This is a genomic window from Maricaulis maris, assembly GCF_003634045.1.
Lineage (GTDB): Bacteria > Pseudomonadota > Alphaproteobacteria > Caulobacterales > Maricaulaceae > Maricaulis > Maricaulis maris.
Genome location: NZ_RBIM01000010.1, coordinates 50,311 through 68,329, shown reverse-complemented (window position 1 = coordinate 68,329; position 18,019 = coordinate 50,311). Strand labels below are relative to the sequence as shown.

The 18,019-nt window shown below is 56.8% G+C and carries 19 protein-coding genes; 12 read left to right on the top strand and 7 right to left on the bottom strand.

The annotated features are described in order from the left end of the window. Both C7435_RS16865 and C7435_RS16860 read left to right on the top strand, forming a co-directional pair. The coding region (locus C7435_RS16865) for a cation efflux transmembrane domain-containing protein (protein WP_233350821.1) at positions 1–582 on the top strand (582 nt) is incomplete at its 5' end. After that, positions 582–1,136, top strand: a complete 555-nt coding sequence (locus C7435_RS16860; RefSeq protein WP_011644268.1) for a PEMT/PEM2 family methyltransferase — start codon at positions 582–584, stop codon at positions 1,134–1,136. The genes C7435_RS16865 and C7435_RS16860, both read left to right, overlap by 1 nt. Positions 1,137–1,168: 32 nt before the next feature. Here the strand turns inward: C7435_RS16860 and merB are convergent, their stop codons facing one another. From merB to C7435_RS16840, 4 genes are read right to left on the bottom strand one after another with little or no spacing between them, the layout of a single operon-like run. After that, a complete protein-coding gene (gene merB, locus C7435_RS16855) occupies positions 1,169–1,816 on the bottom strand; it encodes an alkylmercury lyase MerB (protein WP_147422748.1) in 648 nt (215 codons plus the stop codon). 7 nt (positions 1,817–1,823) lie between these two features. Beyond that, complete coding sequence (gene merA / locus C7435_RS16850; protein ID WP_075191298.1) at positions 1,824–3,254, bottom strand: mercury(II) reductase; 1,431 nt, start codon at positions 3,252–3,254, stop codon at positions 1,824–1,826. A 39-nt stretch (positions 3,255–3,293) separates the two neighbouring features. Then, positions 3,294–3,671 (bottom strand): cation transporter, encoded by a 378-nt coding sequence (locus tag C7435_RS16845; protein WP_011644265.1) that lies wholly within the window; start codon positions 3,669–3,671, stop codon positions 3,294–3,296. 10 nt (positions 3,672–3,681) lie between these two features. Beyond that, a complete protein-coding gene (locus tag C7435_RS16840) occupies positions 3,682–4,068 on the bottom strand; it encodes a mercuric transporter MerT family protein (RefSeq protein ID WP_011644264.1) in 387 nt (128 codons plus the stop codon). A 70-nt stretch (positions 4,069–4,138) separates the two neighbouring features. On the opposite strand from C7435_RS16840, the gene C7435_RS16835 reads away from it, so the two are divergent. Further along, on the top strand, positions 4,139–4,591 hold the full coding sequence (locus tag C7435_RS16835; protein WP_011644263.1) for a MerR family transcriptional regulator: 453 nt from the start codon (positions 4,139–4,141) through the stop codon (positions 4,589–4,591). Here the strand turns inward: C7435_RS16835 and C7435_RS16830 are convergent. Then, entirely contained in the window at positions 4,531–4,974 is a 444-nt protein-coding gene (locus tag C7435_RS16830; protein WP_011644262.1) for a MerR family transcriptional regulator, read from the bottom strand. The genes C7435_RS16835 and C7435_RS16830 overlap by 61 nt on opposite strands. A gap of 31 nt (positions 4,975–5,005) precedes the next feature. Continuing rightward, positions 5,006–5,548 carry a hypothetical protein gene (locus C7435_RS16825; RefSeq protein ID WP_011644261.1) on the bottom strand — a complete coding sequence of 181 codons (543 nt, stop codon included), beginning with the start codon at positions 5,546–5,548 and terminating at the stop codon, positions 5,006–5,008. An 880-nt stretch (positions 5,549–6,428) separates the two neighbouring features. Between C7435_RS16825 and C7435_RS17430 the strand changes: the two genes are divergently transcribed. The 6 genes from C7435_RS17430 (at position 6,429) to C7435_RS16790 (ending at position 14,992) form a co-directional block, all read left to right on the top strand. Then, on the top strand, positions 6,429–6,758 hold the full coding sequence (locus tag C7435_RS17430; protein WP_011644260.1) for a plasmid mobilization protein: 330 nt from the start codon (positions 6,429–6,431) through the stop codon (positions 6,756–6,758). 8 nt (positions 6,759–6,766) lie between these two features. Beyond that, on the top strand, positions 6,767–7,678 hold the full coding sequence (locus C7435_RS16810; RefSeq protein ID WP_011644259.1) for a relaxase/mobilization nuclease domain-containing protein: 912 nt from the start codon (positions 6,767–6,769) through the stop codon (positions 7,676–7,678). Between the two features lie 642 nt (positions 7,679–8,320). Then, positions 8,321–9,607, top strand: a complete 1,287-nt coding sequence (locus tag C7435_RS16805; RefSeq protein WP_011644258.1) for a TolC family protein — start codon at positions 8,321–8,323, stop codon at positions 9,605–9,607. Next, positions 9,604–10,803, top strand: a complete 1,200-nt coding sequence (locus C7435_RS16800; RefSeq protein ID WP_011644257.1) for an efflux RND transporter periplasmic adaptor subunit — start codon at positions 9,604–9,606, stop codon at positions 10,801–10,803. The genes C7435_RS16805 and C7435_RS16800 overlap by 4 nt, the downstream gene beginning before the upstream one ends. Before the next feature lie 12 nt (positions 10,804–10,815). Next, positions 10,816–13,923: an efflux RND transporter permease subunit gene (locus tag C7435_RS16795; protein ID WP_011644256.1), complete on the top strand. Its 3,108-nt coding sequence runs from the start codon at positions 10,816–10,818 to the stop codon at positions 13,921–13,923. A gap of 214 nt (positions 13,924–14,137) precedes the next feature. Continuing rightward, on the top strand, positions 14,138–14,992 hold the full coding sequence (locus C7435_RS16790; RefSeq protein ID WP_121212578.1) for a sterol desaturase family protein: 855 nt from the start codon (positions 14,138–14,140) through the stop codon (positions 14,990–14,992). Here the strand turns inward: C7435_RS16790 and C7435_RS16785 are convergent. Continuing rightward, positions 14,989–15,567, bottom strand: coding sequence for a helix-turn-helix domain-containing protein (locus tag C7435_RS16785; RefSeq protein WP_121212577.1), 579 nt, complete (start codon positions 15,565–15,567; stop codon positions 14,989–14,991). The two genes, C7435_RS16790 and C7435_RS16785, sit on opposite strands and share 4 nt — an antisense overlap. Before the next feature lie 555 nt (positions 15,568–16,122). Between C7435_RS16785 and C7435_RS16780 the strand changes: the two genes are divergently transcribed. The 3 genes from C7435_RS16780 (at position 16,123) to C7435_RS16775 (ending at position 17,894) form a co-directional block, all read left to right on the top strand. Beyond that, on the top strand, positions 16,123–16,353 hold the full coding sequence (locus C7435_RS16780) for a hypothetical protein (RefSeq protein ID WP_121212576.1): 231 nt from the start codon (positions 16,123–16,125) through the stop codon (positions 16,351–16,353). Beyond that, the gene (locus C7435_RS17065) at positions 16,350–16,685 is read left to right on the top strand and encodes a hypothetical protein (RefSeq protein WP_147422747.1); all 336 of its coding nucleotides are present in this window, start codon (positions 16,350–16,352) and stop codon (positions 16,683–16,685) included. Before C7435_RS16780 ends, C7435_RS17065 begins: the two co-directional genes overlap by 4 nt. Before the next feature lie 78 nt (positions 16,686–16,763). Further along, positions 16,764–17,894 (top strand): Fic family protein, encoded by a 1,131-nt coding sequence (locus C7435_RS16775; protein ID WP_121212575.1) that lies wholly within the window; start codon positions 16,764–16,766, stop codon positions 17,892–17,894. The last annotated feature ends 125 nt before the right edge of the window (positions 17,895–18,019 follow it).

The window sequence follows — 18,019 nt, the reverse complement described above, 5'->3', positions numbered from 1 at the left end:
CGCGCCCTGTGGGCCGTCATTTTTATCAATCTTGTGATGTTCGTCGTCGAAATCTCGGCAGGCTTCGCTTCAGGTTCGCAATCGCTGAAAGCCGACGCCCTTGATTTCGCCGGCGATACGATGACCTATTCCATCAGCCTCCTAGTCATTGGCTCCAGCCTCGCCATTCGTGCCAAAGCCGCTCTCTTCAAGGGTGGGCTATTGTTCGCGATCGCGATTGCGGTGCTGAGCATGACGCTCGTCCGCGCATTCTCTGGCGAGCCGCCTGTCGCTGAGACGATGGGCATCGTCGGGTTCGCGGCACTTCTCGCCAATGCCGTAAGCGTGGTGATCCTTCTTAAATGGAGAGACGGCGATGCGAACGTCCGTTCGGTCTGGCTGTGTTCCCGCAATGACGCCATCGGCAATGTTGGCGTGATGATAGCCGGCGGCCTTGTCGCCCTGACCGGGTCGGCTTGGCCGGATCTCATTCTTGCGTTCGTACTCGCCGGCATTTTCACCCGCTCGGCTTGGTCCATCTGCTCGCAAGCTCTCTCAGAGCTTCGTGACCACAGCTCTACCGCCAACCCAGGAGAAGCGTAATGTTCCCTCTGCTCATCGGCGTCGTTGCTTACACTCTCATAACGGCCGCACTATCGATCCCGTTTATGCTTCGAGCGCGGTCTGAGTTTCGACAACAAGGTAAATGGTCGCCGCTGACCGCCGCCTTCTCGGGCCTCATCATGCACGGGCATTTCGTCGCCACGATTGCTCTCGCGTGGCTCGATCGCGGCAGTTTGTTCGCGCCGAACCTGATCTCACTGGCGCTCGGGGGAGGGCTCTTCCTGGGTGGCGCCTACGTCATATTTCTCGGGCGTTACGCCTATGGTTCACAGGAACGCGTTTACGGCTTGCTCGAAGATGAGCTAATCCAGCACGGCATCTATCGGCGCACCCGCAATCCGCAATATGTCGGCTACAGCGGCATGTTTCTCGGTGCTGCGATCGCGGCCGGATCCGGTCTCGCTATGCTATCCGCACTGGTGTTCACGGCGATCATCCACGTGTTCATTACCTGGGTGGAGGAGCCGCACATGCGCAGAACCTTCGGTGACGCGTTTGGTAAGTATGCGCAAAAAGTTCGACGATATGTCTGATTGAGACACGATAGTCGGGTGTGCTCCAGGCACTAATATTCGACGTCGAGGTAGCGCCAAGCATTGCGTTGTTGAGCCAATGCGAAAGCTTGAGATAGTGAGACGCTGATCGCGTTGGGACGATCCAAGCTCCATTCGTCAAAAGCCGATTGATCTGCGAACATGTTTACCTGATCACAAAAGGCTCCCCGGAGATCCTTGCAACAAGATTTGGTGTCAGTTTTGGCCAGTGACATTACCGGACTATCAGGTGCAATGGCGGCAACGGAGCTGCTAGTCACCTTTATTTCTATGTCTGTATGAGAGTTCGGACACGTTGTGTGCAGCGTGGCCGCCTGCTCAATCAATGATGGCAAGAACAGTGCATCAAAAACGCACCAAGTAAAAAGTGAGCGTTCGGCGGTTTCGAACCTGTGCGCTGTGGGCGCCAAACTCAGACCGACAAAGCCAATGATGTGCCCGTCATCATCAAGCTCGATCGCGCTTGGAGGAACAAGGTTGAGAAGCCTTGAAGCCGTTTCTAAAGGCGTTCCGAGGTGTTCTGCGATAGACGCAATTGAGATCGGTTTCCCACTGGCCAGCGCTCTATAAATGTAGAGCGACGCCCTCTGAAGATCTTTCGGATTTTCACCGATGTATCCCGCTTCTAGAACAGCAGTGATTTGTGCGAGATCTGTCATAGAGAAACTACCCCGCACAGCACGAGAGCTTCGCAACGTCTTTGTCGAAGCCCTGTGCCGCAAGCTTGAAACCTTCGACCGTCGTTAGATATGGAAATATCGTGTCGCCAAGTTCTTTGGTCGTCATGCCAAACTTGAGCGCCAGAACCAAGGTTTGGATGCTATCTGCGCCCTCAGGGGCCATGATTTGTGCACCGAGTAGCTCGTCAGTTTTGCGATCCGCCACGAGCTTTATAAGCCCGCGCGTGTCGGCAGCCGCGAGGGCTCGGGGTACTTGGTCCAGCGGGGCGATTGACGTTTTGACGTCATAGCCCGCTGCCTCGGCTGCCGCGGCGGTGAAGCCCACGCCAGCAACCTGTGGATCGGAGAACACGACCCAGGGCATCGCACGATTGTCATAGGGTTTGACGGGTTGAGACGTGGCGTGTTTGGCGGCCAATTTCGCGCCGTACGCTGCCATGTAGACATATTGGTCGCGACCTGTGACATCGCCTGCCGCATATATGGAGGGATTGCTACTCCGCATGAGCAGGTCGACGGCAATGCCGCCGCGCGCGTCGGTCTCCACACCAACGTCGCCCAGGCCAAGATGTTGCGTGTTCGGGCGTCGCCCCGCTGCAATCAGAACGCTCTGGGCGACGACGACATCCGTGCCGCCAGTCGTCTCGCAGTGGAGCTGGACGCCGGAGGACGATTGCTCGATGCGTTGATAGCCAACGCCAGAGCAGACCGTGATGCCCTCAGCTTCAAATGAAGCCTGGAGTGCCGCACTAATTTCGGGCTCCGCCTCCGGTATAAGACGCGTGCGACAGCAGATCGTTACGTGCACACCGGCGCGGGCAAACATCTGCCCGAGTTCACACCCGATGACGCCACCGCCGATGACAATCATGCTCTCTGGCAGCCGATCTAGTTCGAGCGCACTGGTCGAATCTAGTGTTTGAACGTTTTCGATGCCAGGGATCGGCGGGATGCTGCTGGAAGAGCCAGTAGCAATGATGATCTTCGCAGCGCGTATTGCCCGCCCGTCGAAAGCAACACCGCCCTCTACTAGGCGGGCAGGAGCTTTCGTTTCGATGTAGTCGATATTTTCGTATTCGGGCAGCAAGGCTTCGTATTTTTTGTCACGAAGACCCGAAACAAGTGCGTCTTTTTGCGCCTGGACCGCTGGCCAGTCATCGACCCTGGATGCCACGGACACACCCGCAAACCTGCGGGCAGCAGCGCCTGAGTGCGCCGCTTCCATAGCGCGGATCAGGGCCTTCGATGGCACGCAGCCAACGTTTACGCATGTGCCGCCAATCGTTCCGTGACCGATTATCGCCACGCGCGCGCCAGCTTCGGCGGCGGTGATCGCCGCCGAGAATCCAGCGGACCCGGCGCCAACAACGGCGATGTCGTATTCGCCATTGTTCCCATCTGAGCAGCAATCTTTCATTCGTGACTTCTCCGTCTGACCAGTGATCTGGCGGCGCTTTTAGTGTTGATGTTCTGCTTCGGAATGGTCGGCATCTTCGGCGTTGGAGGCATGTGCGGGATAACCAGCATCGGTGGATGCCTGACCAACAAGCGCTGCAGTTGTCACACTCGGATCAAATCGAACAATTGCGGTCTTGGTTTCGAAGTCCACTTCAACCGAATCCACGCCTTCAACACGGCTCATCGCAGTCCGAACTGTGATCGGGCAGGTCGCACACGTCATGTTCTCGATGTCGAATGTAGCGGTTTCTGTTTGAGCAACGACTATATTCGTCTTTGCTGATGTCTCTGACGGCGCATAATTGAATGCCGACAAACCGGCTCCTGCGATACCGAGCAGGGCTACGGATAGTATTACGGTGGATGTTCGTTTCATTGTGTGTCTCCTAGTAAAAAAATGGGGCCCACCAGTCGATCGTTGCGGCGAGCAGAACGATCGCCAAGCCGACCCAGAGGGCGATTTGGGTGATGATGTTGGATTGGGGTTTTGCGCAATATGAGCCGTCTTCGCATGGTGGCTCAGACTTGAAATAGACGTGCCAAAATCCCGCGCCGATAAAGGCCAGCGTCACCACTATGAAGTAGGGCTTGTACGGATCGAGCGCGGTGAGCGACCCGATCCACGCGCCACTGACGCCGGCGAGTACCAACACCAAAGGCAAGATGCAGCAGGATGACGCCACAATGGCGCCGATAATGCCTCCCGCTGCGAGCCAGCCTCGTTTTTGACGGGGGGCTGGTGTTTGGTCGCTCGATTGTTCGATTTCGGTCATTCGTTTTCTTGCTCATTCCTAGATTTTCAACTAGGCTAATCCCTGTAGTGACTACAGACTCAAGGAGAAAATGAACACGAAAACACACGCTCGCGTGAAGGCACTTACGAGAGGCGAGCTTGCACGTCTCACCGGCTGCCACGCAGAAACCATTCGCTACTACGAAACTCAGGGCGTGCTGCCTGCGCCTCGCCGCGCAGAAAACGGATACCGACTTTACGACCGCCGCCACATCGCGGTTCTGACCTTCATCAGACAATTCCGAGATCTAGGGTTCTCGCTGAACCAATGTCGTGCGCTGCTGCGTTTGGAGCGCGACCATTCTGGCCAGTGCCAGGCGGTTGCTAGCGAGATCAACGCCCATATTGAGGTGGTCGAAGGGCGTATAGCGGAACTGAAATCAGTCGCGTCCACGCTGCGCGCGGCGGCCAGAAAGTGCTCAATTGAACCGAACGCCGGCTGTCACGTTCTGGACGCGTTACTCCAAGTCGATGCTGATAAGTCCTCCGGCGCGAAGTCGTAGAGAGCATCAACTATCGGGCATTCCGGCACGACACCGCCGTCGCACTGTGAGGCCATGTCACCAAGAACACTTTCTAGACGTTTTAGGTCCGCAATTTTCTTACGCACCGATGCCAAGTGGTCGAGAGTTATATCTCGCACCTGACCACAGCTATAGGCGTTGTTGTCGACCAAGCTGAGGAGGTTCTGGACCTCGGCGACAGCAAATCCGAGATCGCGTGCGCGCATCAAAAACTGGAGCCGTCGAACATCGTCATCCGAATAGGTTCGAAACCCATTTGCCGCACGAGCAGGTTCGGGCATGAGGCCGATGCTCTCATAGTACCGCACAGTCTCTAGATGGCAGCCCGTGAGTTTGGCGAGTTTACCGCGGGTGATGTTCATCAAGTCGTCTCGGTTTGTTGCTGCGCTCAGTCTAGGGTTTTTGACCAAACCGCTTGCGTTCCCAGTTGTCGATGGCCCGGATTGGGCCCGGGCAATAATGATCGCGGGCGCGGCGCCCGGCCAGCCGACCAATCAAAATCGGGAGAGCCCGCATCTCGCAGCCAGCCGTCGCGAAGATCGCCGCGAGCACGAACGATATCCCAAGATGCCCGTAGACATAGATGTTCAATATCGCGATCGCGTTCCAGAGCGATGATGACGCGACTTCACCGGTTGATTGCCAACCCAAATAGGCGGCCGCTGCGATGCCCAGCGCTGCAAGGAGGCGTGGCCAGAACGATAGCTTAATGCCGAAGCCAATGTTCACCGTGTAGGGAATGAGCTGCAATGCGAAGAGCGTAAATCCAATCACGGAGAGATTGGTAAGCGCGCCGACGTCGCCAAAACTCACGATCTGATAGACCCAATAAAGTGAGCCGTAACCGAAGAGCGCGCGAGCAGCACGACCGATCCACCCTGGCGGTGGAATTGTGCCAGCGTCGTCGAAACGGAAAGTCGGTTTAGCGTCTGCCATATTACCTCCGCGTCCAATCCAAAACCCAACTTTGAAGTCTGAACTCGTACTGCGGCAGGATGAATGCGGCGATGAGGAACGTTGTTCCGATCACCCACCAGATCCAAAATGATCTTGATGCTTGGCCGCGCCATATTGCATAGGACGCTGCAACGGCGAGCAATCCTGCAGATGTCCAAAAGAAGGAAGGTTGCCAACGCGCGAACCAGCCGAGTTTCGCGACCAACCCACTCGCGAATCCGAAGTGCACAAGCAATATCGGGATGACGCAACACGACGCGCCCACGAAAGCGGCGAAGCCTCCGAGCACGCCGCCACTCGAAAGCGCTCTTGAGAGCCAACTTTGATCTGTACCCGCTACTGACATGTCGCCACAATAACATCTGTAGTTACTACAGATGCAAGTCGTTCTAGGGCGCAGATCGATCACGAGTTCGAGACTTCTCGCCCCTTAGGAGGGGCGAAACGCTGGCGCTATCCCACCCTTTCCCACCCTTTGGGCCTGCGGCCTGAAGCGAGATCCAAATTGGCCTCTGCCCGGCCAATTGTGTCTCCCCCTTCTTGAAGAAGAATCCGTCTTGTGACGGCTTCTTGGCGAGAGCCTTCCTAGAGTCCCCAGATGGGGACTCGTCAGGCCCTCGTGACACATGTGCCACGGTGCTTGGGGTGAAGCATCGGTGCAACGTCACATGTGTCGGTTGTGTTATAGCTCGGCGTTTCAACCTGGAGTATATTTCTGCGGATGAGATCGACTTGGGTGAGAGCAAGCAGGATGTATACGGGCAAAAATGCTCCGTTACATGTATACCATTCGAAGCACACGAAGTGTGTCCTCAAGGCATATCCTGCTTGTCCTTCAAGTGCCAGGAGGGCTTAACGAATGCCGCCAAAGGGTCATCGAAAGTCACGCGCCGAGGTTCGATCCGAGCGGATCGACGTCTATGTCACGCCAACTGAGTTGGCGGCCATAAACGAAGCGGCGGAGACTTGCGATCAGACCCGTGCGGCCTTCGTGCGTGCATGTGCGCTCGGGGCCCGTCCCCAAGCGAAACCTGCACGCGTCACAGCGGATGCCATTCGCCAGCTGACCTCGATTGGGAACAATCTCAATCAGCTCGCAAAGCAGGCCAACGCCGGCTTCGTGGTATCCGCTCCCGCGGTACACGCAACCCTGGACGCTGTCCTGTCCGCTGTGCGCCGGCTCGGCTGAGCTTTCTTGTGATCGGAGAAGCTCAGACCGGAACCGGCTTTGGCGGCCTTGCCCGATATCTCGCCACGGGGCAGCGTGGCGATCGACCTGAGCGGGTCGAATGGGCAGAGGCGCGCAATCTGCCGACAACCGATCCGGACACCTATCCTGCGATGATGCGTGCCACGGCGCGGATGTCGCGACGGGTTCAAGATCCCGTCTTTCATTTTTCTGTCAGTTGGCCAGTCGACGAGCAGCTCGAGCCGGACGCCATGGCGGGCGTTGCAGATCGAACGCTCTCAGATCTCGGTTTGTCGGAGCATCAGTCGGTGATCGTTTGTCACAATGACACCGAACACCCGCATCTCCATGTTCTGGTCAATCGGGTGCATCCGGAAACCGGTAAGGCCTGGCCGAAGTGGCGCTACAAGACCCGCCTTGAACGCTCTCTCAAAACCCAAGAGAGGGAGTTAGGCTTACAGCAGGTGCCTGGACGGCTCTCCCGTGTGTTGAGCTTTGGGGAGCGTTTGAAGAAGCGGGCTGAAGGCGGGTTTGACGTCAACGCGCTTGTCGCCTGGGGCAAAGATAAGATCGGTGAGTTGCGCCAGTTCATTCGGCCGCACTTCGATGAGGCATCCTCATGGAATGATCTTGAAGATCGGGTTTCCGAGCGCGGGCTCGGTATCCATGGCAAGGGCCAAGGATTGATCTTCAGCGATGGGAAGGGCTTCGCCAAGCTCTCCCAAGTCGGCGGCAAGAAGCATCGTCTAGCGATGCTCGAAGCGCGCTTCGGGGACTGGAAGAGCCATGAGGCGCAGCGGAAGAAATCCGGTGGCTTCGATCGTCAAGACGCTCTTGACCGGGACGAATTGAGTGAGATCGAGCGACGGCTGCGCCGTCAGCGTGAACGCGATCGTGATGATGATGGTCGGGTCCGGTAGTTAGCGAGTATGTGCGCGTCACTCAAGAACAAGGGTCTGCAATCAACCTGCCTCTAGTGAATTGGCAGCCGCCACGATTGAGACAATGTAAAAAAATTCGAAAACCGCTTGCTTCTACAGCCGCTATAGGAAGTAAGGCTTTTCGTAGTTCAATCTGAACGAATCCATTTTGCTCACCAAATTGGGTGTTGGATAACTGAGTAGAGGCGAAATCATAGCGGCATCGACCAATATACTCTTGCCGATCGGCCTGACGCTAAAACTTGCAGCCTCACTTCTCGTGGCCTGCGCGTTTTTGTTGGCGCACATAGCTGATGCCCAGCTATGTGACGACAAGTTCGCTATCGCTTGCGTGATTGGCCAAGAGGCGAACAGCGCCGAGCAGCGGGACGAAGGTCGGGGAGAACACGAAGACCGTGGGAAAAATTGCGGCCCCTGTCACGCGTTCAAAACGCGACAAGTATCATACGAGGCAGGTTTGGCACCGAGTGGCGCGCCCTCAGCTAGACCGCAGCCAGTCGACAGTTTGCGATCTCGACCGATCGGCAGTCTCTATCGTCCCCCTCGAGCCTGATCCTTAGCAGAACATCGGTCCGCACTTGCGGGCACGCTTTAGCTGGATCCGCTTGAGGAGCATACAACATGTCATTTTTTCTAAAGGGCGCTACCGCAGCCCTGGCGCTCGCCGCATTGACCGAAGGCGCGCTGGCCTCACCTTGCGATGGACGGATTGGCGGTTCGCCACAAATTTCGCCGGGAAGGCCCCTAACACTTTTCACCGTACTTTCAGAAGTTCGCCACGCCTCGCCTGCTGTTCGCGCGGCCGGATTGGAGGCCCGCGCCCTCGGTGCAGAGGCGGACCAAGCCGGGCGGCGGCTCAACCCGACCCTATCGCTCGAACTGGAGAATTTTGCGGGCAGCAACGCGTTGTCGGGTTTTGATCAAACTGAATCAACATTCGCATTAGAACAAACGCTCCGTCTTGGAGGGAAGCGAGCGCTCGAGGAACGAGCTGCGCGGGCTCGCCAGGCGCTCGCCAGCGCGGAATGCGCGGTTATCCTGAGGGAGACTGAACTAGAGGCCGCGATCGTCTTTGCTGAGTTGGTGGCAGCCGTCCAATTACGAAACCTTGCAGAAGAAAGTGCGGATCTAGCGGATGAACTGGTGAGCATTGTGGCGCGCCGAGTCGATGCGGGCGCTGCGGCACCACCGGAGCTCTCGCGGGCGCGGGCGGACGCGACCGCTTTGCGCGCGTCTGTCGAAACGGCGCAGGCAGGTATTGATCGCCGCAGATACGCGCTTGCTCTCCTGTGGGGCAGTGCCGAGCCCACATTCTCAGCACCGATGGGAGTGAGCTTTAATTCCACCATCGCGGAAGTCGAAGCAGACGTGACACACCCTGCGCTAAATGCAGCAGATGCAGCCGTTCGTGTCCGACAGGCCGAAACCAGCTTTGCCCGAAGCGCCATCATCCCAGACATAAGCGTATCGGCAGGAATCCGGCGGTTTGAAGAGACCGGCGATGAGGCTTTCGTCGCGGGTGTTAGCCTGCCGCTCCCAATCTTCGATCGCGGGCGGGATGCTGCGCGAGCGTCGGCGATCCGGAGCGATGCCGCCACACTCAATCGAGCAGTTACCGAACAACGCTTGTTAGCCCAGCAACGGGCTGCAGCTGCGGCTCAACGCACGGCACAAAGCCGATTGCAAATCCTAAAACACGATACGCTGCCCGCGGCGACGGAGGCCTACGAGGCGGCCTCGCGTGGCTATCAGATTGGTCGTTTCGATCTCACCGCCACCCTAAATGCCCGCGCGGCCCTGTTGAGCGCCCAACTCGCTGTGATTGATGCAGAGTTTGCCTTGCAGAGCGCAGAGCTGCGTCTGCGAGCTCTGATTGGGGCAGCCCCCTTTGATGGAGATATCCGATGATTGGTAAACCGCATCTATTCGCGGTCATCGCCGCTACTTTGGCCATTACCGCTTGTGGCAATGGTGGGGACCGAGACTCGGATCGTTCCTCCGCAACGGAAGTGGATCACGATGATGGCGAACAATCTGCCCAAGTTGAGTTAAGCCCGGAGGTGGCGTCAGAGGCTGGCATTGTGACCGCGCGCGCGACACGTACTCCCCTGAGACAGTTTCTCTCTCTCCCGGCCGAGTTGAGGTTTGATGCAGATCGCGTCGCCGCAGTCTCACCGCAAGTGAGCGGGCGGATCATCCAAATTACAGCGACCGAAGGCGATCTCGTCTCTCCCAATGAATCGCTGGCAATCCTCTCCAGTCGTGAACTCGCCGACCTGAAGGCTGAGTTTCTGACAGCCGCCACTTCCGAAAACCTTGCCCAGCAAGCCCTGGCACGTGAGGAAACGCTTTTTGCAGAGCGAATTACACCCGAGGCTGACCTGCAGGCTGCCCGCGCTGCGCTCATCGCGGCCAGCGCCGCACGCGAAGGCGTTGAGAACAAGCTCATTGCTGTGGGCGTTCCTCGCAGTGAGCTCGCATCTCTCGGCGATGCGCCCGACCTAACACTCGCCCAGGCCCGCCTTCGGGCTCCCATCGGCGGTGTGGTTGCGCGCCGAACAGCAATCCTTGGCGCAGCAGTATCGGCAGAAGACGCAAGCGCCCCAGCTCTCTTCACCATTGTTGATGACAGCGTCCTATGGGCTGACATAGCGGTCTACACGCAGGACGCAGCAATCGTTGAAGCCGGCATGGCCGTCGTCCTTCGGTCAGAAACGGGGGCTCAGTTAGCAGAAGGTGTGATTTCGACCGTTTTGCCGACGATAGACGAAACCTCGCGCATGGCGACCGCCCGCATGGTTGTGGACAATTCTGACCGGCGGATGCGCCCCGGTCAGTTCGCAACGGCTGAGATTGCAACCGGGGCCGACGAGAGCCGCCTCCAAGTGCCATCGGCGGCCATCGTTGAAGTTGCGGGTCGAACGAGTCTGTTCGTTCCAACTGATGACGGATTTGCGCCGCGGACCGTGGAGCCGGGAACTGAATCCGGCAACCAGACCGTGATCCTGTCTGGCCTCGATGAAGGAGAGTTCTACGTGTCAGAGGGTGCATTCACGCTCAAAGCACATCTCGAAAGAGACTCCTTCGGTGATGATGACGACTAGGAAGTTAGAGATATGCAAAACTTAATGCACCGCCTTGCCGGCGGCCGGCTGCTAGCCGCCATCGCGGCCCTAACCCTCACCGTAGGGGGGCTGTTTGCCTTTCGTGCGCTTCCAGTTGATGCGTTTCCCGATCCTTCACCCTCGCTGGTTCAGGTGTTCACCGAAACCGAAGGGCTCTCTCCAGAAGAAGTCGAACGCTATGTAACCTTCCCAGTCGAAACCGCGATGTCCGGTCTTCCAGATGTCGAGGAAATCCGATCGGTCTCAAATTTCGGTCTCTCCATTGTAAACATCTATTTCGAGGATGGCACGGATGTGTACTTCGCACGCCAGGTCGTAGGCGAGCGATTACCAGAGGCCAGCGAAGCCATCCCAGATGGTTTCGGGACGCCCCAGCTCGGGCCCATTTCGAGCGGACTAGGCATCATCATGTACTTTCGCGTCGTCGATGAGACTGGCGCCTATGATCTGACCGAACTCCGCGAAATCACCGACTGGATGATTAAGTACCCTCTTCAATCCGTCGAAGGCGTGACCGAAGTGCTAGCGCTTGGCGGTTTCGAAAAGCAATACCAAGTTCGTCTCAATCCCGATCTTCTGATCGCCTATGATTTAGAGGTGGCAGATGTAATCGGTGCTCTAGAAAGCGCAAATCGCACGACCGGTGCGCAATTCATCGAAGTAGGCGCGGAACAATACACCGTGCGTGGTGTCGGCTTGGCACGATCGGTTTCCGACCTCGCAGAAACGCCGGTTAGCACGGTCAACGGTCGTTCGATCAGAGTGAGCGATCTTGGAGAGGTCGTTATTGGCGGTGGTACGCGCCAAGGGCTCGCGACTGCCAACGGCAATGGCGAGACGGTCGCCGGCCTCGTTCTTAAACTCTATGGTACGAACACGTCTGATGTGATTGAGCGCACACACGCGCGCTTCGATGAGATCAATGCATCCCTGCCAGAAGGCGTACGCGCCGTTCCATATTACGATCAGGGTACACTGGTTAGACGGGCGGCCTCGACCGTCACGACCGCGCTCTGGCAAGGTGCTCTACTGGTCGCAGTTGTCGTGTTTATCTTCCTCGGTGGCTGGCGACCTAGCCTAGTGGTGGTCTTGTCAATTCCATTCTCGGTTGGCTTCGCCTTCATCTCGATGAGCGTGTTGGGCATTAGCGCAAATTTAATGTCTTTGGGAGGTGTCGCCATCGCCATCGGTATGATGGTTGATGGCGCTATCGTCATTGCCGAAAATGTCGACCGAGGTTTCCGGGAACGGCGGAATGGCGAGGACGCTCGCGATGTGGTCGCCAAATCGACCGCGGAAGTTATCGCTCCGCTAATCGCAGCCGTCGCAGTCGTGATTATTGTGTTTCTGCCTCTATTTTCGCTGGAAGGTGTTGAGGGTAAGACTTTCCGGCCGCTTGCTGCGTCTGCCGCCCTTGCCATGACAGGATCGCTCCTCTACGCCGCGCTAGTCGCGCCCGCCATGGCCTTTGGCTTAATCAAGCCACCCAAACACAATACGTCTGGCGAGGGCGCAATCGCCGGCGTGGTCAAGTCTGTCGCAAGCGTGTTCGTCCGCGCACGCCTTGCTGCGGTTGCGTTAGCGCTTGGACTTTTGGTCATCGGAGGGTTGGCGGGCTCAAGATTGGGCTCGGAGTTCACACCCGCTCTCGAAGAAGGTGATATCTTACTTCGGGTCTCTATGGCTCCATCAATATCGCTCACCGAGGGGCGCGAGACATCAACACGACTTGAACGTCGATTGCTGGCGGCGTTCCCTGAGATTGACTCCATTGTTAGTCGAATTGGCCGAGGCGAGGTCGGGGCTCACGCTGACCCGGTAAACAGTATTGAGGCCTTTGTCGCTTTGAAGCCAAGGTCAGAGTGGCGACCCGGCCTCACACCGACCGACCTGCGTGCAGAAATATCCGAAGATCTGGAGTCCTTTCCGGGAATCAGAGTGAACATCGGGCAACCGATCGCGATGTCGGTTGATGAACTTCTAACCGGCACGAAAGCTCAGCTCGCGGTAAAAATTTTCGGTCCTGACATGGATGTGCTGTTGGAAGGTTCGCAGGAACTACAATCAATTCTTCAACGTGTCAGCGGGGCGAGTGATGTGCAGGCTGATCAGATCACCGGCGCGCCACAGTTAGTCGTCTCGGTCGATCGCGCGGCCTTAGGCCGATATGGTCTTTCAGTGGAGGAAGCCCTTGATACGCTGAGCGCGTCCGTCGGCGGGGCGGAAGCCGGCGTCCTCTTTGAAGGGGTTCGCCAGTTTCCAGTGGTCGTCAGATTTGACGAAAACCGGCGTGACAATGCGCAGGCGATTGGCCGACTTATCCTAGAAAGCGAGAGTGGTGCTCGGGTGCCGCTTTCAAGTGTCGCCTCGATAAGAACTGTTGTCGGTCCTCGTCAGATAACGCGCGAAAATGGGGAGCGTTTCATAACGGTGCAGCTCAATGTTCGCGGGCGCGATATCGGCTCCTTTGTTGCCGATGCGCAAGCGGCGACCTCCAGTCAGCTAGACCTTCCGCCTGGTTATCGTGTCGAATGGGGTGGCCAGTTTGAACTGCAACAACAGGCCAATGCCCGCTTCGCCGTGGTGATACCGATTACGTTGGGAATAGTTCTTCTCATCCTGTTACTCGCATTTGGGAGGCTCAAGTCAGCGATATTGATCCTGCTGAACATTCCTCTCGCGTTGACCGGTGGCGCCCTCGCTTTGTGGCTAACAGGATTACCAGTCTCGGTGCCAGCCACGGTCGGGTTTATTGCGCTTTTCGGTATCGCCCTTGGTAACGGAATGGTGCTCGTCAGCTTTATGGACGACTTCGCGCGGCAAGGCCGCGACCACAATGCGCTCGCTATTGAAGCGGCAGGACTGAGAGCAAGGCCGGTGCTGATGACAGCGCTCACGACAGCGCTTGGTTTGGCGCCATTGCTATTTGCGACTGGAGTAGGTGCTGAAGTGCAGCGCCCGCTAGCGACCGTTGTGATGGGCGGACTCGTTTCGTCAACCGTCCTTACCTTGCTCGTACTGCCAGCGCTACATCGGTGGTTCGCACCAAAACCGGGCGGGCATGTTTCGGTATTGGAGACAGAGCACGCTCGTGACTGATGACAAGGCACTGTACTCCGCGGCTGTGCATCGAACGTCAATACGACGTTCGATTTCGAGGACCGGCACTACAGGCTCTGCGGATCGTAGCAAGGTATCAACGCTACGATCCGCGGGCTCGGCCCGGGGTTCGATGGAGTCAGTTGAAACGTTCAAGCCAACGGTATCGCCGCTCGCCATTATGTCGTTCGACAATCCTTGAACGGTGTATCAAATGAATGGAATTCGCTGGGTTTTGCGCTTGGGTTTTGTGCCTTTTGTTCTCTTGGGTGGCAACGCCCTGGCTCTAACCCTTGTATCTATGGGGGGCCACCATGTTTGGCTCGCGGCCTTGATCGTCGGTGTGATCTTCGTCTCGTTTTTGGTCGAAAGACTCATCCCCTACAATCCAGATTGGAACCTCTCTCACCAAGACCGTTGGCGAGACCGAGTACACTTTGTAGTCAATGAGGGGGCGAACTTTTTATCGATCTTGGGTTTGCCGTTTCTGGCCGCCCTGCTGCCGAATTTTGGGGTCTGGCCAAGTCACTGGCCGCTTTGGGGGCAGTTGTTGTTGGCGATAGGCATCGTTGATTTCGGGATTACGATGGCTCATTTCGCGAGTCATCGGATTAATTGGCTTTGGCGATTTCATGCGGTTCATCACAGCGTTAAACGCATGTATGGATTTAACGGTCTGATGAAACATCCGCTTCATCAATTGATAGAAGGCGTGTGTGGGGTGCTTCCTGTAATTTTACTAGGTGTGCCGCAAGACGTAGCCTGGTTGCTAGTGGTCGCCATCGCGCTACAGCTCCTGTTGCAGCACTCAAATGCGGACGTGCGTGTCGGACCGTTCAAGTACGTTCTTGCGCTGGCTCCGGCGCACCGTTTCCATCATCTCATTTCCGCCCGTGAAGGTGATGTCAACTTCGGCCTATTCACTATGGTATGGGACTGGTTGCTCGGCACAGCTTCTTTTGATCCCAACCGCACTTTCACATCGGACGATCTCGGCATTGAAGGCGAGCCAGACTACCCTACCGATTATTGGAGTCAGCTTATTCGACCATTTAAGTCGATGCGCTAGATACTAATTCGCGTTAGCGGAGCGATGCCTTTGCTTAAGCTCACGCCGAACATCGATTTCATCGTCCGAGCCAGATGAGCAGAATCTGAAAACCCTGCTGCATAAGCTGCACTAGTTAGGTCGCTTCCCGAAAGTATGACGCTCAACGCCCGTTGTAACCGAGACCAAAGCACCCACTGTCGAAATGGTAGTTTCATCTCGGCCCGGAACAACGCAGAAAATCGCGACGACGAGAGATTGATTTGCCTTGCGGCATCACGAGCTGAATAACCTGGTGCTAGCTCCTCCATTTCGTCGAGCTCCCGCAGGAGTTCTGCGAGACGCAAATCTTTGGGTTTTGCGGTGGCGGATCTGATATGCGAGATCCAGCTATCGACATTAGCGCACGCTAATGCATCGGCACCGTGGCTTTCTGCCAGGTGCTGGTATCGAAGGGGGTCGACGAATAGCACGTCCGTCACATGCGATGACGAGGTGACCTGGTGCGGTTCCATTGAGGAAATTATCGTCACCATACCCTTGGAGGCGCTCTTCGTTCCAGCACTCTTGACCCGATCGTCTTTGGCCGAAAACATGATCTGCACAGCGTAGTGCTTATGGAAGGTCGCGTGTCCCGTCTGTCCCCGAAACAGGGCCCACCCTGGCTCGAGAACTACGCGTCCGGACCATGCCGGATCAGGTCTATCTTTTAGAGCCAACCCATTCCTCCAAGCATGGCAAATTTACAAACCAATTCGTTTCATATGCCAACGTAGGGTTTTCGTTAGTGCGAGCCTATCGCATTTTTGATGCTGTGCCCGATGTCGCAAGCGCACGAGTGTTTTGTCTCCTCTTCTGGTCGGGGCGACGATCTCTAGCGCAATTTTGCTAACCGGCTGGGACGTCTGTTTATGACGTAAACGGGTGTCTCAAGCTGTGCGCGTTGCAATGGCGCTCCTTGGTTTTTGCGTCCCTCATCCGTTCGTTGTCCAAGAAACGCAAATCTAGGTGCGTGGGGTTTGCTCCGCTAAGCCCCGGCTAACGCCGCCTACGGTTACAGGGCAGCAAAGCTCCCTCCCATCGACCTTTGGTGATCCGCGATTGGAACACGACGGACGTGTTTCAGCCCAAAAACCAAAGGAGACACAACTATGACAAACTTCGCTCAACCCGCTCTTCGCGCCTTTGCTGTACGCGATGGCGATGAAGCCACCGGCCGGAAATCATTCTGGCGTGAGATCGGCGCAGCCTGGACCACGAAGGGCGGCCACATCCGGCTCAAGCTGGACGCATTGCCACCGGACGGCGTCGTAATGCTCTTGGATGACGCAAGAAGCGCCAAGAAGCCATCTCGCAAATCAAGCAAGAAGGCCGCGTTATGAGCGCGGCCCTCTCATATGCGGACAAGCGGACCGCATTCGAAATCGCGACCAGCGCGCTTTTGCGCTGGTTCGGTGACGAACTCGTCAATGGGGCAACCGATGACCAACTTCATGCGTTTCTTGAAAAGGTTCTTGGCATCGCAGGCGGTTCCTGTGGACCTGGTCGGATATCCGTATCCTATCGGGGGTCTGGCTTGCGCATCTGGGCTGGTTGGGACCATCCAAATGAAGTTCGAGATAAGCCCATTTTCTCGGGCTCTCAAACCATCTCGATGGCGCGAGAAGTGTACGGAATCCCTGACCCGAGCGCTCAACAGCTTGCTTTAATTTAGCGCTATGAGCCGATTAGAAACCCTAATCGGCTCATAATTAGTTTGTTTTGTGAGCCGATTAAGTGGTACAATCGGCTCATGAAGTACAATTGGCAGCAAAAAGATTGGCCTGAATTCCGCTTTGAAGTTGCGGAAATACAGGGGCTTTTATACGAATTCGCCGAGAAAGCGGGGCGTGTAAGTGGTGCCCTTAGCGGCCTGCCTGACAGCATGCAAACCGAAACCATCATCGAGCTGATGGTGGCCGAGGCTGTGAAGACCTCCGAAATCGAAGGTGAGTTCATCAGCAGAGAGGACGTTCGCTCCTCCCTGATGAAGCATCTGGGTGTTGGACCGGAACCAGAGGAAGTCAGTGATGAGCGCGCCAAAGGCGTGGCGCAGCTGATGCTTCGTGTTCGTGACGAGTATGCCGCCCCTCTCACCGATCAAATGCTCTTTGATTGGCATCAGCTTCTCTTGGGCGGTGTTGTCGACCCTGAAAAGCTGAGCGTTGGGCAATGGCGATCCAGCGATGAGCCCATGCAAGTCGTGTCTGGTGCCTACGGTAAGTGGAAGGTCCACTATGAAGCGCCGCCATCAGATCGCGTCCCCGACGAGATGGCGCGCTACATAAGTTGGTTCAATGACAGTGCACCGGATGGGTCAGCGGCCATGCAGCCGGCACCGGTTCGCTCCGCGATAGCGCACGTCTATTTCGAAAGCGTCCACCCATTCGAAGATGGTAATGGTCGCGTCGGGCGGGCTTTATCTGAGAAGGTGTTGTCCCAAGGGCTCGGGCGCCCGGTCGTGCTCAGCTTGTCCGAGGCAATCGAGCGAAAGCGTAATGACTATTACGATGCGTTGAAGCGCGCGCAGCGCTCCAATGATGTCACCGAATGGGTGCACTACTTCGTCAGTACCATCGTGGAAGCCCAAGATCGGGCAGATGAACAAGTGAGCTTTATCCTCGCCAAGGCGCGGTTCTTCGATCGCCATGGTGACGCGCTATCAGAGCGTCAGAACAAGATCGTTGTGAAGATGCTGGAAGCTGGACCTGACGGGTTCCAGGGCGGCATGAATGCGCGCAAATACATGTCCATGGCCAAGGTGTCCAAAGCGACGGCCACGAGGGATCTGCAGCATCTTGCCGAGATAGGTGCGCTGCTACCTGTCGGAGCCGGTCGAAGCGCCCGGTACGAAGTCAACCTAGCCAATGAACAGCTAGCCTGACCAAGAGGCCTAACTGTCAGCACAGCGTCGCCCTTGCTCGGTCAACCCCGCTTCGGGGGTATGATGATCGCTGCGAAGCGATGCTGGTTGGATGCGTGTCGGCTCCGAGGGAATGTCAGCTTGGT

Bases quoted from the DNA above. Each gene is read 5' to 3' on its own strand.
- C7435_RS17065 (WP_147422747.1), top strand. From the start codon at position 16,350: ATGAGCGCGGCCCTCTCATATGCGGACAAGCGGACCGCATTCGAAATC.
- C7435_RS16800 (WP_011644257.1), top strand. From the start codon at position 9,604: ATGATTGGTAAACCGCATCTATTCGCGGTCATCGCCGCTACTTTGGCC.
- C7435_RS16825 (WP_011644261.1), bottom strand. From the start codon at position 5,548: ATGGCAGACGCTAAACCGACTTTCCGTTTCGACGACGCTGGCACAATT.
- C7435_RS16835 (WP_011644263.1), top strand. From the start codon at position 4,139: ATGAACACGAAAACACACGCTCGCGTGAAGGCACTTACGAGAGGCGAG.
- C7435_RS16805 (WP_011644258.1), top strand. From the start codon at position 8,321: ATGTCATTTTTTCTAAAGGGCGCTACCGCAGCCCTGGCGCTCGCCGCA.
- C7435_RS16775 (WP_121212575.1), top strand. From the start codon at position 16,764: ATGAAGTACAATTGGCAGCAAAAAGATTGGCCTGAATTCCGCTTTGAA.
- C7435_RS16845 (WP_011644265.1), bottom strand. From the start codon at position 3,671: ATGAAACGAACATCCACCGTAATACTATCCGTAGCCCTGCTCGGTATC.
- merA (WP_075191298.1), bottom strand. From the start codon at position 3,254: ATGAAAGATTGCTGCTCAGATGGGAACAATGGCGAATACGACATCGCC.
- merB (WP_147422748.1), bottom strand. From the start codon at position 1,816: ATGACAGATCTCGCACAAATCACTGCTGTTCTAGAAGCGGGATACATC.
- C7435_RS16830 (WP_011644262.1), bottom strand. From the start codon at position 4,974: ATGAACATCACCCGCGGTAAACTCGCCAAACTCACGGGCTGCCATCTA.
- C7435_RS16795 (WP_011644256.1), top strand. From the start codon at position 10,816: ATGCAAAACTTAATGCACCGCCTTGCCGGCGGCCGGCTGCTAGCCGCC.
- C7435_RS16780 (WP_121212576.1), top strand. From the start codon at position 16,123: ATGACAAACTTCGCTCAACCCGCTCTTCGCGCCTTTGCTGTACGCGAT.
- C7435_RS16840 (WP_011644264.1), bottom strand. From the start codon at position 4,068: ATGACCGAAATCGAACAATCGAGCGACCAAACACCAGCCCCCCGTCAA.
- C7435_RS16860 (WP_011644268.1), top strand. From the start codon at position 582: ATGTTCCCTCTGCTCATCGGCGTCGTTGCTTACACTCTCATAACGGCC.
- C7435_RS17430 (WP_011644260.1), top strand. From the start codon at position 6,429: ATGCCGCCAAAGGGTCATCGAAAGTCACGCGCCGAGGTTCGATCCGAG.
- C7435_RS16785 (WP_121212577.1), bottom strand. From the start codon at position 15,567: ATGTTTTCGGCCAAAGACGATCGGGTCAAGAGTGCTGGAACGAAGAGC.
- C7435_RS16790 (WP_121212578.1), top strand. From the start codon at position 14,138: ATGAATGGAATTCGCTGGGTTTTGCGCTTGGGTTTTGTGCCTTTTGTT.